The 13,754-nt window shown below is 54.7% G+C and carries 10 protein-coding genes; 8 read left to right on the top strand and 2 right to left on the bottom strand.

The window, feature by feature from the left end:
• The first annotated feature begins 61 nt into the window (after positions 1 to 61).
• On the top strand, positions 62 to 928 hold the full coding sequence (locus IE117_RS21935) for a sugar phosphate isomerase/epimerase family protein (protein ID WP_189567283.1): 867 nt from the start codon (positions 62 to 64) through the stop codon (positions 926 to 928).
• A gap of 185 nt (positions 929 to 1,113) precedes the next feature.
• Positions 1,114 to 3,981 (top strand): PVC-type heme-binding CxxCH protein, encoded by a 2,868-nt coding sequence (locus IE117_RS21930; RefSeq protein WP_189567281.1) that lies wholly within the window; start codon positions 1,114 to 1,116, stop codon positions 3,979 to 3,981.
• Positions 3,982 to 4,015: 34 nt separating this feature from the next.
• Here the strand turns inward: IE117_RS21930 and IE117_RS21925 are convergent, their stop codons facing one another.
• Positions 4,016 to 4,594, bottom strand: a complete 579-nt coding sequence (locus IE117_RS21925) for an O-methyltransferase (protein WP_189567279.1) — start codon at positions 4,592 to 4,594, stop codon at positions 4,016 to 4,018.
• Between the two features lie 327 nt (positions 4,595 to 4,921).
• Between IE117_RS21925 and IE117_RS21920 the strand changes: the two genes are divergently transcribed.
• The 4 genes from IE117_RS21920 (at position 4,922) to IE117_RS21905 (ending at position 10,991) form a co-directional block, all read left to right on the top strand.
• Positions 4,922 to 6,256 (top strand): enolase C-terminal domain-like protein, encoded by a 1,335-nt coding sequence (locus IE117_RS21920; protein ID WP_189567278.1) that lies wholly within the window; start codon positions 4,922 to 4,924, stop codon positions 6,254 to 6,256.
• 143 nt (positions 6,257 to 6,399) lie between these two features.
• Positions 6,400 to 7,641 (top strand): mandelate racemase/muconate lactonizing enzyme family protein, encoded by a 1,242-nt coding sequence (locus IE117_RS21915; protein WP_189567276.1) that lies wholly within the window; start codon positions 6,400 to 6,402, stop codon positions 7,639 to 7,641.
• 137 nt (positions 7,642 to 7,778) lie between these two features.
• Positions 7,779 to 8,747 carry a hypothetical protein gene (locus IE117_RS21910; RefSeq protein ID WP_189567274.1) on the top strand — a complete coding sequence of 323 codons (969 nt, stop codon included), beginning with the start codon at positions 7,779 to 7,781 and terminating at the stop codon, positions 8,745 to 8,747.
• A 39-nt stretch (positions 8,748 to 8,786) separates the two neighbouring features.
• A complete protein-coding gene (locus IE117_RS21905; protein WP_189567272.1) occupies positions 8,787 to 10,991 on the top strand; it encodes an outer membrane protein assembly factor BamB family protein in 2,205 nt (734 codons plus the stop codon).
• Positions 10,992 to 11,028: 37 nt separating this feature from the next.
• On the opposite strand, the gene IE117_RS21900 is transcribed toward IE117_RS21905, so the two are convergent.
• Positions 11,029 to 11,913 (bottom strand): DNA/RNA non-specific endonuclease, encoded by an 885-nt coding sequence (locus tag IE117_RS21900; protein WP_189567263.1) that lies wholly within the window; start codon positions 11,911 to 11,913, stop codon positions 11,029 to 11,031.
• Positions 11,914 to 12,132: 219 nt separating this feature from the next.
• Here IE117_RS21900 and IE117_RS21895 point away from each other — a divergent pair, with 219 nt between their 5' ends.
• Positions 12,133 to 12,903, top strand: coding sequence for an SOS response-associated peptidase (locus tag IE117_RS21895; RefSeq protein WP_189567261.1), 771 nt, complete (start codon positions 12,133 to 12,135; stop codon positions 12,901 to 12,903).
• Between the two features lie 232 nt (positions 12,904 to 13,135).
• Positions 13,136 to 13,717: an RNA polymerase sigma factor gene (locus IE117_RS21890; protein WP_189567259.1), complete on the top strand. Its 582-nt coding sequence runs from the start codon at positions 13,136 to 13,138 to the stop codon at positions 13,715 to 13,717.
• Positions 13,718 to 13,754: the final 37 nt, after the last annotated feature.

Here is a 13,754-nt window from a genome sequence, read left to right as displayed (position 1 = left end):
ACAGAGATAGATTTCCCGGCATCAGTACTTTACCTGTATATACTGATGTCGGGAAATTTTTATGAAAACCATACTCAACCGTCGCGATGCCCTCAAAACTACCGCTCTGCTGCTGGGCGCGGGGCTTACCGGAAACCTTGCCGCCAAAGCCAAACCCCGCTTTCAGCTCGGGGCCTGCGACTGGTCCATCGGCCCGAGGTTGAATCCCGGTACTTTTGACATAGCCAGGAAAATTGGTTTGCAAGGCTTGCAGGTCAGTTACAACACCAAAGACGATGAGGCGGGGCTGTCGGTTTCATCGACGCTACAAGGCATAAAAGATGCCGCTCAGCGTACCGGGATCATGGTTTCCAGCCTGGCTATTGGCGAGTTGAACCGCACTCCTTACAAATCGGAACCGCGCACCGAAGAATGGGTATGGAACAGCGTGGATGCGGCCAAAGCATTGGGGGTAAAGGTGATTCTGCTGGCTTTTTTTGGCAACGGCGAATTGCGCGACGATGAGGCTGGCCAGAAAATGGTGATCGAACGGCTTAAAAAAGTCGCTCCCCACGCCGAGAAACAGGGTGTCACGCTCGGCGTCGAGTCGTACCTGAGCGCGCGGGAACATCTGAAAATCATCGACGCTGTGGGTTCCAAAGCCGTCAAGGTATATTACGATTCGCGCAACTCCGCCGACGCAGGCCACGACATCTACGAAGAAATCCCTTTTCTGGGCAAAGACATGATCTGCGAACTGCACATGAAGGAAAACGGCTTCCGTCTTGGCGAAGGTACCGTCGACTGGCCCCGCGTGGCTACGTTGCTCAAAAAAATCAACTACCAGGGCTGGATGCAGATCGAAGGGGCCACACCCAAAGGCGCTGACCCGGTAGAAACCTACCAGCACAACCGCCGTTATCTGGAAAAGCTTTTTGAGTTTGCGTAGGGTGGTCGGCTTTCGGCGGTCGGTCATCGGCCTTTGAAAGAATCTCCCAAAAACAGCCCCAACGGGGCGTAATATGTCAGCGATGGGTGTAGCCCATCGTTTTTGTGGAAACATTCCATACGAAATTTAAGCCCTGAGAGGGCAAAATACGATACGCGCTAGGTCCCAATTGTCTTGACGATAGTATGAAAGCCAAATCCTTGATCTTGATTCGCTACGCTACCATTATCCTCGGCGTCACTTTGCTTGTCTCCCTCACGGCAGTCAAGGTATGGGCACCCACCGACGAGAACTCCCGCCTCTACGTTCCCGACGACCTGGAGGCTACGCTCTGGGCCGAGGCTCCGATGTTCTACAACCCCACCAATATGGACATCGACGCGCGGGGGCGGGTTTGGATTACCGAGGCGGTCAACTACCGCAGCTTCAAAACCGAGCCGGAAAAGCGCCTTTCGCACCAGCAAAAAGGCGATCGTGTCATGATTCTGGAAGACCGCGATGGCGATGGCAAGGCCGAATCTTCCAAGGTGTATGTGGAAGACACGCTCCTCACCGCCCCACTCGGTATCGCCGTGATTGATAACAAGGTCATCGTTTCCTGCGCTCCGAATCTGATCATTTACACCGACACCAATGGCGATGACAAGCCTGACGAGCGCGAGGTTTTCCTGACGGGCTTTGGCGGCTTCGACCACGACCACTCGCTGCACTCGCTCGTGACCGGGCCGGATGGCCGCTGGTACTTTAACACCGGCAACGCCGGGCCGCATACTGTGACCGACAAAAGCGGCTGGACACTCAACAGCGGGGCGCTATACAACGGCGGTACGCCCTACAACAACACCAACTCCGGTAACCGGAAATCGGACGATGGCCGCGTGTGGGTCGGCGGCCTGGCCCTGCGGATCAATCCTGATGGCACCGGGCTTAAAGTACTGGGCCATAACTTTCGCAACAGCTACGAGGTATGCCTTGACAGCTACGGCAATATGTGGCAAAATGACAATGATGACCAGGTAGTTACCTGCCGGGTGTCGTTCCTGCCCGAAAACGGCAACGCCGGGTACTTTGCCGCCGATGGCACCCGCTTCTGGCAGGCTGATCGCCGCCCCGGCCAAACGATGTTCGAGGCGCACTGGCATCAGGACGATCCGGGTGTGATGCCCGCCGGAGACAACAGCGGCGCGGGTTCGCCCACGGGGATCGTGTTCTACGAAGGTGACGCAATGGGCGCTCAGTACAGGGGTACTTTGCTGAGCTGTGAGGCGGGGCGAAACGTAGTTTTTGCTTACCAACCTGAGCAGACAGGCGCGGGGTTTTCATTAAAAAGAAAAGACCTGATTAGTTCCTTCCCCCAGGCTTCCGAGCGCTATGAGTGGTTCGAGACCGACACCGATACCCGCAAGTGGTTCCGCCCGTCGGACATCGCCGTTGGTCCAGATGGTGCCTGGTACGTGGCCGACTGGTACGATCCCATCGTGGGCGGCCACGCCATGCAGGACAAGAAGGGCTACGGGCGCATCTACCGCATCACGCCCAAAGGCAAGAAGCTCACCACGCCCAACCTCGACCTGAGTACAACGGCGGGCATGATAGATGCCCTGAAAAGTCCGGCGGTCAATGTGCGGGCTTTGGGATTCAATGCTTTGCAAAAAAAAGGTGATGTAGTAGTTGGCGAAGTCAAAAAACTACTCACCGCCGAAAACCCCTACCACCGGGCGCGGGCCATTTGGCTCATGGCGCAATTGGGCGATCAAGGAAAAAGTGAAGTAAAAAAACTACTGGATTCGCCGCAAGCCGATGAGCGTTTGGTTGCCTTTCGTGCCTTACGGTCAATCGGCGAGGCCAATCAAGCTGTTTTGGAAAGGATGGCTAAAGACCGGGACGCCGCCGTGCGGCGGGAAGTGGGCATTGCCCTGCGCGACATTCCTTTTGCCGAAGCGAAGGCGTCCATTGCTCAACTGATAAAAACCTATGATGGCAAAGATCCGTGGCTGCTGGAAGCCATTGGCACGGCGGCGGATGGCAAGGAGAACGAAGTGTATGAGTTGGTCAAACAAACTTTCAGGGCAAGCCCGGCACAATGGTTGCTACCCCGCGCCGCCCTTACCTGGCGGCTGCATCCTGCTCAAGCCACCGATGACCTTAAAGCGCGAGCCATTTCCGCAAAAGTCGATGCCGCCGAACGCCGCAAGGCACTGACCGCCCTCGCTTTTATCAACACCAAAAAAGCGGCAGAAAATATGCTGGCCCTCACAAAATCACCATTGCCCGACGTATCGTCTACCGCCTTGTATTGGGTTAATTTCCGGCAAACCAACGACTGGGCCGACCTGATGGATTGGGAAACCGCCGCAGCTCAGGCTATGACGCCTGCCTATAAGAAAATGCTGGAATTGAAGGAGGTAGTTCGGGACAAGTCATCGACGGAGGCGCAGAAGATCGAAGCCGCCCGAAGGATGGCCGACAACGCCAACGGCGGTAATATGCTCATCGACATGAAGTCGCAGGGGCAACTACCCGGCAAGGTAGCGGAGGCGGTCAGCGAGCAATTATTCAGGAATCCTGACCAGAATGTGCGGGTACTCGCCAGCCAGTTTTTTCCCCGCGCCGGGAAGGTACTTCGGGTGGATTTTGCGGCCCGCATGAAGGCCGATCCCAAGCACGGGCAACAGGTCTTCACCAACAACTGCGCCTCCTGCCACCGCCACGGCGAAAGCGGCGCGGACATTGGCCCCGACCTGACGATGATTCACCAGAAATTCGATAAAATAACTCTCCTGGACGCCATCGTCAACCCCTCGGCCAGTATCGTCTTCGGCTACGAGGCCTACACGATCACAACCAAAAACGGCGAAAGCTACTTTGGCTTCCTGTTGAGCGACGGCCCGACGGTCGTCCTCAAGGACGCCGCCGGAAAGCAACACGCCATCAAGGCCGACCAAATCAAAAGCCGCGAAAAACTACCCAACTCGCTCATGCCTGATCCCACGTCGCTGGGACTGGACGAGCAGGCGCTGGCGGATCTGACGGGGTACTTGATGAGTTTTTGAGGGAAAGGAAACCCAGGGAGCGCTAACCTCCACTCTACCGCTTCACCGCCACAATTACTCCCGTGGCCCAGTGTAGTTTGGACACGAGCAAATCGCTTTGCGATTCCAGGTACTTTACAAAGTTTGCTGCCTTTTCGGCGTGGCCTTCGGGCCAGTTGGGTTGCGGCAGCATATCGTCCACGATGTACAAGCCGCCGGGGTTCAGCATGGCCAGTACCTCGTCCAGCAAGAGGTACTTGCCATGCCAGGTGTCGGCGAAAATGTAGTCGAACTTCTGCCCGGCGTTGGCTTGCACCCACGCCTCGCCGTCCGCCTCTACGAGACTCAGGCGTCTGTCTTCTCCCAGAAATTCTCTGGCAATCGCCAGCAGGGTGGCGTCATTGTCGAACGAAACCAAAGTAGCTTCCCCGTCCATACCATCCAGAATCCAGGCGGTGGCCAGGCCCGTTCCCGTGCCCAGTTCCAGAAACTTACCGCCCGGCTTGGCCGCAGCAAGGGTGCGCAACAGCGAGCAGGTTAGCGGATCGGAGGGCATGGTGAAGCCGCTGGCCTGGGTAGCGGCGTCGATTTTCAGGTAGGCAGGCGGGTAGTTTTGGTTAATCTCTTCGGTCATCGTCTTTTAATTTTGTGCAAAGTACGCTGTTTGAGCCTTTTCTTTCTGTTTGACTATCGGAGCAGTGTCTTTTTGGGTAAACATCCCATTTATCGATGATTCAGATAGGTGTGCTTTAAAAAATCACTGACAGCCATACCACTTTTGACTGATATGGCTTGCCAAAGGCAGTGTCCCCTTCGTTATTGGGACTTAACGGCAAGAGCCACTCCTTCCGCTCCACAGGTAGCGAGCTAGACAGAAATACATTCTCTAACTCAACGATTGGCGAATAGAATACAGGAATTTTTGTCTTTTTCATTGTGACAGTCACTAATTCACTAGTTTATGAAAAGGCGAGATACCATAAAAGCATTGGGCGGCTCAGCGGGTTTGCTGGGTCTGTTTGGCGGAATTTCCAGCGCAGAAGCGCGGGAAGCGGCGGGAACGCCTGCCTACGCGGCGGCCATGAAGCCCGTCAAAATCACCAAAGTGCGGGCCATTGCCACAGCCCCGCAAGGCTCCAACCTCATCGTGGTCAAGGTTGAGACTTCCGAACCGGGTTTGTACGGTCTGGGGTGCTCCACCTTCACGCAGCGCGCCGCTGTGGTACTTCCGGCCATCAATACCTACCTCGATGAGTTTGCCAACGGTAAGGACGTCGACAACATCGAGGACATCTGGCAGGGGGCCTATGTGAGCTCCTACTGGCGCAATGGTCCCGTGCTCAACAATGCTCTCAGCGGCCTCGATCAGGCACTTTGGGACATCAAAGGCAAACGGGCCGGGATGCCCGTTTATCAATTATTAGGCGGTAAAGTGCGCTTTGCGATTCCCTGCTACACCCACGCCAACGGCAATTCACCCGAAGCGGTGGCCGACGATGTGCAAAAGTTTCAGGCGCAGGGCTTCAAGCACATTCGCATCCAGCAGGGCGGCTACGGAGCGGTGGGAGCCACCGCCCAGCAGCCTGATTATAAAGCGGCAGGCTTCGGCGGCGCGACGGACAACTTTATGAACGAGCAGGCTTACCTGAAATCGGTGCCGCTCATGTTCAAGACGGTGCGTGAGCGCGTCGGCGAGGAGTTGGAATTGCTCCACGACATCCATGAGCGGGTGCAGCCGATGAATGCTATCAACATGATCAAGAAGCTGGAAGAGTACCGCCCCTTCTTCATCGAAGATCCGTTTTCGCCCGAAAATATGGAGTGGTTCCGGCAGCTCAGGATGTCCACGACGGTACCCATCGCGATGGGCGAATTGTTCAACAACATCAATGAGTTCAAGGAGCCGATGGCCAACCGCCTGTTCGACTACATCCGTTGCCACGTCTCGCAGATCGGCGGCCTCACGCCCGCCATGAAAGTGGCGCGGCTGGGTGAATGGTTCAACGTCCGGACGGCCTGGCATGGCCCCGGCGATGTGTCGCCCGTGGGCCACGCCGCGCAGGCGCACATGGATTTCGCGCTCTGGAATTTTGGCATCCAGGAGGCGGTAAACTTCTCCGACAAAATGAAGGACGTCTTCACAGGTTGCCCCACGATGAAAGACGGCTACATGTCGGTCAATGAAGTACCCGGTTTCGGCGTGGACATCAACGAAAAAGAGGCGGCCAAGTACCCCATCGGCACCAAGTCTAACTGGCAGGTACGCCGGGCTGACGGGACGATCATACGGCCTTGATTTCAATGTTGAATGACAGAATGAGTGAATGAGTGAGGTTTTGACTCAGAATTCTATTCTATCATTAATTTAATCAGCGTCAACCGACCTTGCTTTCCCCATCTTATAATAGGGGAAAGGGTCGGCAAGTGATTCAATACACTATGCAAAGAAGAAATTTCCTGAAATCCGCCGCCCTGGGCTCCGCCGCAGTACTTTCCGGCTTGCCGCTTCACCAGTCAGAAGCTGCCTCCGGCCTGAAAATTACCAAAATCCGCTACTACGCCGCGCCGGGCTACAACAAGCCGCTGTTCAATCAGGCGCGGGGCATCGTAGAGGTCGAAACCGACGGCGGTATCATCGGCATCGGCGAGGGCGGCTCGAAGGATATGATCGAGCAGTGCGCTCAGATGCTGATCGGCGAGGATCCCTTCCGTATCGAGCACCTGTGGCAGTATGTGTATCGCGGCATGTTCTACCCGCCGGGCCGCGAAAAGCTCCACGCCCTGGGTGCCATCGAAATGGCACTTTGGGACTTGAAGGGCAAAGCGCTCAAAGTACCCGTCTATGAACTCCTGGGTGGCGCGACCCGCGACTACGTGGAATGCTACGCCACCGGATTCCGCGCTTCCACCGCCAAGACCGAGGAAGAACGCGCCCGCGACTGCATCGAGGCCGGACTCCGCGCATACCGCATCGGCCCCACGGGCGGCAACGGCGACCAGCCCTTCGACTACTACGAGAATGTGAAGAAAACGATCGAATTCTGCAAGCGCATCGACGAGGCCGTGGGTGGCGGCGGTCACTGGGCCGTGGACCTGCACACCCGCTTCGATCTGACCGACGGGTTGAAAATCTGCAACGCGCTGGAAAATCTCGAACCCTATTTCGTCGAGGACCTCGTTCGTTCGGAGAATCCGGGCGTGTATAAATCCGTCCGGGCCGCAACCAAAGTACCCATCGCCGTCGGTGAGCAATTTGGCGACCGCTGGGATGCCAATGAGCTCATCGAAAACCGCCTGATCGATTATACCCGCTTCACGCTTCCCAATACGGGCGGCATTGCCGAATTCAAGAAACTGGCTGCCATTGCCGAAACGCACTATGTCGGCATGATTCCGCATTTCACGGGGCCACTATCCACGGCCGCGCTGGTGCATGTACTTGGTTCGAGCAGCCCGTCGCGCTGTCTGATGGAGTTGGGCGGCGGCGAGCCGGAGCGTCCGCCTTATTTCAACGAGGATTTTATCAATTTCAAAAACGGAAAGCTCTACCTCAACGACCAACCCGGTCTGGGGGTGAAGTTCGACCCCAAAAAAGCCACTTTCGTGATGGAGGTGAAAGAAAAAACTAAGTTTCCGCACCCGATTTTAAAGGCCCCGGATGGGTCGATTCATAACTGGTGATAATGCCGCTGTTTAGTGAAACATAGATGTAAACTACCCATCAAAATCCGGGAGCTACCAATGTCTTGAAATAGCCTGCCGTTAGGGTGAGAAGTATAGAGTGACCTTCATTCCCCCATTCATTAAAAGTAAAATTCATGAAAAAGCAACTAGCGATTCTCCTCTGCCTGAGCCTAGGTTTCCCGGTTCCCGACTACCCCTCCGCCACCATTTCCAATGGCCTCATCACCGCCAAACTGCACTTGCCCGATGCAAACAACGGCTACTACCGCGGCACGCGTTTCGACTGGTCGGGCGTGATGCCGGACTTGCAATACAAAGGCCACCGCTACTTCGATGTCTGGAATACGCGGCCCTACACGCCCACGCTGCACGATGCCATCACGGGTCCGGTGGAGGAGTTCACCGCCGTGGGCATCGACGAAGTACCCGTGGGCGGAGCGTTTTTGAAAATAGGGGTGGGCGGATTGGTCAAACCGGACGATGGCTCCTACACTTTTACCAAAAACTACGAGATAAAAAATCCCGGAAAATGGAAGGTGAAAAGCAAGAAAGATCGGGTGGATTTCACGCATAAAATTTCCGACGTAAATGGCTACGGCTACGAGTACCATAAAATGGTGAAGCTGACCAGGGACAAGCCCGAGTTGGTACTCGAGCATAGTTTGAAAAATACCGGCAGCAAGACGATCGAAACCAGTACTTATAATCACAACTTCTTCGTCATCGACGGCGAACCCACCGGGCCCAACATCGAAACGACCTTTCCTTTTGAGACCAGCGCCGAGGGAAAAGGCTTCGGCACGATTGTGGAAGCCAGGGGCAGGCAGGTAGTGTATAATCGTGAACTGGAAGAGAAAGAAAATATTATCACGCTGAGTCTGGAAGGCTTTAAAAACACACCGGACGACTACCGCATCCACATCAAAAACACTAAAACGGGTGCGGGCGTAAAGATCGACGGCGACCGTCCTTTGGAAAAGATTGTTTTCTGGGCCTGCCGTACGACTTCCTGTCCCGAACCCTATATAAAACTGTCCGTAAAGCCCGGCGAAACCGTCCGCTGGAACATCCGATATGCATTCGAAGTAGAATCTGAAAAGTAAACTCTTCGTCAAAAGACTCAATTAAAGTTCTCGCAACACATGAAATCCTGGAAGTACTCTGTAGTCGGGTTGCTCCTGCTTTGGCTTTGCGGTGCGGCTTATTTTGCCGGGCGTAGTACCAGCGATTCGCCCAAAAACGTGGACTGGCGTACGTATGGCGGCGATCCGTCGGGTAGCCGCTACTCCGAGCTTTCGCAAATCAACTTGCAGAATGTCAGGAATCTGCAACCCGCCTGGACCTTTGATACGGGCGAGAACCGTCCCGAAGACGCCAAAAAGATGAGCATCCAGTGTCAGCCCATCGTCATTGATGGGATTCTGTATGGCGTCACACCTACCCTCAAAGTGTTTGCGGCCAATGCGGCAACGGGTAAGGAGCTGTGGAAATTCGACCCGCAGCCGCTCTCCGGCGAGCGACCCATTTTTCATCCGGTGCGCGGCATTGTTTTCTGGGAAAAGGGCCAGGATCAGCGCATCCTGCATTCAGTGGGTCATTGGCTCTACGCCATCGACGCCAGGACCGGGCAACTCATAAAGAGCTTTGGCAACAATGGCCGGGTGAATTTGCACGAAGGTTTGGGCGATGAGAAAACCTTAGGCTACGATGTCAATCAGTATAGTATCCGTTCCACAACGCCGGGGGTTATCTACAAAGATCTGATTATCATGGGCTCCTCTACCTCGGAAGGCGGAGATGCTCTGCCGGGCCACATTCGGGCGTTTGACGTCAGGACGGGCCAACTGGCCTGGGTGTTTCGTACCATCCCTTTGCCTGGCGAGTACGGCTACGAAACCTGGGAAAAGGATTCGTACAAAAAACTGGGTGGGGCCAATTGCTGGGCGGGCATGGTCGTGGACGAGAAGCGCGGGATGGTGTTTATGGGGACGGGTTCGCCATCGGTGGATTTTTACGGCGGCGTACGCAAGGGCAGCAACCTGTTTGCCAACTGCGTGATCGCCCTCGACGCCAAAACGGGCAAGCGCAAATGGCATTTCCAGACCGTTCACCACGATTTGTGGGACCGCGATATACCTTGTCCGCCCAACCTGATTACGGTAAAACACAAAGGTAAAATGGTGGACGCCGTGGCGCAGGCCACCAAGGACGGACTGATTTTCGTCTTCAACCGCGATACGGGCGAGCCGCTTTTTCCGGTGCAGGAAGTACCCGTCCCCGACGTACCTGCACTACCCGGCGAGCAGCCCTGGCCCACGCAGCCCGTCCCGACCAAGCCCGCACCCTTTGCCCGGCAGGTACTGACCGAAGCCGACCTGACTGACCGCACGTCCGAAGTCAGCGCTTTCGCACTGGATCGTTTCAAAAACAGCCGGAGTGGCCCCAAAAATCTACCACCCAGCCTGGAAGGAATGCTTATGTACGGCTTGGGTGGTGGCGCGGAATGGGGCGGTACCGCCGCCGATCCCAACGGAATTATGTACATTAACGGCAATAATATGCTCTGGTGGGTCAAGATGCGCGATACCCGCCAGGCCAAAGACGGTACTACGCTCAGCCGGGGCAATGTACTTTTCAATACCAATTGCGCGTCCTGCCACGCCATTGATCCTAAGGCCAGTTCTGCCACCGCCAGCAATCAGACGTATCCGAATTTAGGGAACGTTGGTGAGCGGCTCAGCCGCGAGCAGATTAGCTCTCTCCTAGCCACAGGACGCGGCCGGATGCCCTCTTTCCAGCACATTTCCGTAGAAGACCGCGCCGCGATCATTGATTTCCTGCTCAAAAAAGAAACAGGCACAGATGATGTACATAAACTAACCGAAACCAGTACCGAAGTAGGGAAGCTATTCCCTTACAACCCGCCCTACATTAACAACGGCACGACGCAGTTTCTGACTCCCGATGAATACCCGGCCCTGAAATCGCCCTGGGGAACGCTAAACGCCGTGGACCTGAACACAGGTGAGTACCTGTGGCAGGTAACTTTCGGCCAGAATCCTGAATTGGAAAAGAACGGCCAGCCGCAGATGGGAACCGAAAACCACGGCGGTCCCATTGTCACGGCGGGCGGATTGTTATTCATCGCTGCCACTAAGGACGCCAAACTACGGGCTTACAATGCCAAAACGGGTGAGGTAGTTTGGGAATACCAGCTACCCACAGGAGCCTTTGCCACGCCGATCACCTACCTGGTGAATGGCAAGCAGTATATAGCCATCGCCGTGGGTGGCGGGCGGCAGGGGCTGGCTTTGGGAGGTACTTACATGGCGTTTGCGTTGCCGTAAGCGCCATATTGGTGCTCATTCCAGGAAAGTATTCAGGTTATTTGGGTAGTTGCCTGTCTTCATCCGACAGCCCCAAAGTTGTTGTAGAGGGATCAAAGCGTACTCTCCGCAGTTCCTCCCGCACCGCCTCGGGCAGGTAGTTGAAAAACGTCACCCCTGCGGCCTGCTCGATTGCTCCCGGCGTAGTCACGAAGTTGCTCCAGCTTTTGTTGTCCACCAGGTCGGCATCGTTGGGGAAGTCCACGGCGATAACCGGCGTGTTTCCATCAATTTGATCCACACTGCCTGAATTCTCCACCGCCACGATAACCTTATAGTTATGAGCCGGGACACTGATTCTTCCCTTGATGGTAGTGGCATATCCCTGACTTCCTTTTCCGCCAACACCATAGCTGCCCGCCACAACGAACAGGCGGTACCCCTGGCTGACCAGCGATCGGCAATAGGCTTCCAGTCTGGCCCAGGCTTCCCGGTTGAGCTGAGGAGCCTGGGGGATCATGTTGGTCATCACGAATGTCGACGAGTTATCCGCTTCCGATGTGGTGCGGGAGGCTGAGGGACAGAGGTGACCACGGTCGAAGCCCGAACCGGTGTAGTCGTCGGGCCGCACCCGGTACCAGCCAGCGGGTAGTTCGGGATCGGGTCGAAAATCGTCCCGGCGGTCCGTGTCGCCCAGCCATTCGGCGTCCAGTTCCCAGCTCACCCAGTTGGCGTGGCCCAGACTACGGTTGTAGCTCAGGGCGAATTGCTCTTTCAGAATAAGGTAATTGTCCGCGTCAGTGGTGTCTGTCCGGGCTGCTGTGGGATTGCCCAGACTCGTGTGAATGCTCTCAGCGACGGGTGAAACCAGCGCTTTCCTCGCGCAGCCTACCAAAAGTAGGGCTACCGCCAAGAGATGGATAATGTGCTTATTCGTTTTCATGTGCGGACAGTAATTTTTCTATGTTCTGATATTCTCTCGTGGATGGCCGACCAGGTATAATCCGATCTCCACTCCTCCAACCTCAAAGTACCGGATGTCTTGCAGACTTTCCTCTGAAATTCTCCGTAAAAGTACATGCCGGACTGTTCCTGCAAGTAGGAAAATTTCGGGACGGTTTGCTACCTTGTCTTTTTCAGAGGAAACAAATCGTCGACTTATATGTGCTATCACACTTCTTTAAACATAAAGCAACCGGCCCTGGAAGCCCGCTACGGAGCAAAGGTGGAAGCAGGCAAAACCTGGGAGCCGATGATCCACGCCAACGCGTACAGTGCCCCTGCTCTTCCGATTATCTCGGCCCAACAGCCGGAAATTATCACCTTTTCGCAGTGGGGGTTGATTCCTCACTGGGTGAAGACCGGACCGGACGCCAGGAAACTACGGGCCATGACCATCAACGCGCGCTCCGAAACAGCCTTCGAAAAACCTTCTTTTCGGAGCGCCGCGCAGTCAGGAAAGAGGTGCCTCATTCCCGTGAGCGGTTTTTTCGAGTGGCACACGGAGAAAAAGAAAAAATACCCCTTTTACATCCAGCCGGCCGAAGCAGAAATGGTCAGCATTGCCGGGCTTTGGGATGAGTGGGCCGATCCCGATACGGGAGAGGTTTTCATGACTTACACCATGCTGACGCGCTCTGCGAACAAGCTGATGGCCAGGATTCACAATGGGAAGGAACGGATGCCTTGTCTGCTCACGCGGGAACAGGAAGCGGATTATTTGCGGGAGTCGTTGAAGCAGGAGGAGGTGCTGGAACTGCTGTCGGCGCCGTATCCTTCCGAAGGGTTGAAGGCCTATTCTATAAGTCGCCTGATAACTTCCCGTAAAGAGCCGACGAATGTCCCGGAGGTTTTGCAGCCCCACCATTATCCGGAATTGTCTGATTTGGAAAGCCTGATCGCGGATTTAGGCGCACACGAAGCGGAAAGTTGATTCCAGGCCAACCCCGGACACCAGGCGCGCATTCCGCAATTCAGTTTTACCCCTACCAAACAGGCGCGAATCGTCTGATTTGAAGGTAAATTGTAAAAGGAAAAATTTTACATAGAATCATTCCCAAGGCTGCGTGGAATCCTATTATAATATTTTTTTTTACTGATATTATGATATTTAGTACTTATGTGTACATTTGACACATAAGTATTAGAAAAGATTGCAGAGCTTCATGGATAATCCAACCCAGGATCTTGCCTTATGGACCTCATTCCGTGAGGGAGAAAAACAGGCCTTAGGCCAACTGCTCGAACGGTATTACCGTTTGCTGAAGCATTATGGGTCAAAATTCATGGTGGATGAGTCAGTCGTAGAGGACTGTATTCAAGAACTTTTCCTGCAGTTGTACCAAAATCGGAGTCAGATAAATGATACCGGTTCTGTAAAGCACTACTTAATGAAATCCCTGCGATGTCATATCATCCAGTATCTGAGGTTACAAAGACGGATGGCCTATGAAGAACTGGACTGGAATGGCTCAACAGTCGGTGATCTGGATTCAGAAACGCTAATGATTCAGCAGGAATCACTGGAGCAGTTGACCAAGCACATGAAAAACAAACTGGCAGGCTTGCCCAACCGGGAGCGGGAAGCCCTGTACTTACGGTACTACGAAAATTTGTCGGTGTCCCAGATTGCCGAGGTAATGCAAGTCAACCCTCAGTCGGTATCTAATTTTTTGCAGAAAGCCCTCTCCAAACTCCGCAGTCAGTGGACAGTGCCGCTATTTTTTTCGATTTGCACTTTTTTTTAAAAAAAAGTAATCGGGGAAGGGTATATGACCGGCTAAT

It is taken from the genome of Persicitalea jodogahamensis (assembly GCF_014651615.1).
In the GTDB taxonomy this organism is placed as follows: Bacteria; Bacteroidota; Bacteroidia; order Cytophagales; family Spirosomataceae; genus Persicitalea; species Persicitalea jodogahamensis.
This window is presented reverse-complemented; position numbering and strand designations above follow the sequence as displayed.

Bases quoted from the DNA above. Each gene is read 5' to 3' on its own strand.
- IE117_RS21930 (WP_189567281.1), top strand. From the start codon at position 1,114: ATGAAAGCCAAATCCTTGATCTTGATTCGCTACGCTACCATTATCCTC.
- IE117_RS21905 (WP_189567272.1), top strand. From the start codon at position 8,787: ATGAAATCCTGGAAGTACTCTGTAGTCGGGTTGCTCCTGCTTTGGCTT.
- IE117_RS21900 (WP_189567263.1), bottom strand. From the start codon at position 11,913: ATGAAAACGAATAAGCACATTATCCATCTCTTGGCGGTAGCCCTACTT.
- IE117_RS21890 (WP_189567259.1), top strand. From the start codon at position 13,136: ATGGATAATCCAACCCAGGATCTTGCCTTATGGACCTCATTCCGTGAG.
- IE117_RS21925 (WP_189567279.1), bottom strand. From the start codon at position 4,594: ATGACCGAAGAGATTAACCAAAACTACCCGCCTGCCTACCTGAAAATC.
- IE117_RS21935 (WP_189567283.1), top strand. From the start codon at position 62: ATGAAAACCATACTCAACCGTCGCGATGCCCTCAAAACTACCGCTCTG.
- IE117_RS21920 (WP_189567278.1), top strand. From the start codon at position 4,922: ATGAAAAGGCGAGATACCATAAAAGCATTGGGCGGCTCAGCGGGTTTG.
- IE117_RS21915 (WP_189567276.1), top strand. From the start codon at position 6,400: ATGCAAAGAAGAAATTTCCTGAAATCCGCCGCCCTGGGCTCCGCCGCA.
- IE117_RS21895 (WP_189567261.1), top strand. From the start codon at position 12,133: ATGTGCTATCACACTTCTTTAAACATAAAGCAACCGGCCCTGGAAGCC.
- IE117_RS21910 (WP_189567274.1), top strand. From the start codon at position 7,779: ATGAAAAAGCAACTAGCGATTCTCCTCTGCCTGAGCCTAGGTTTCCCG.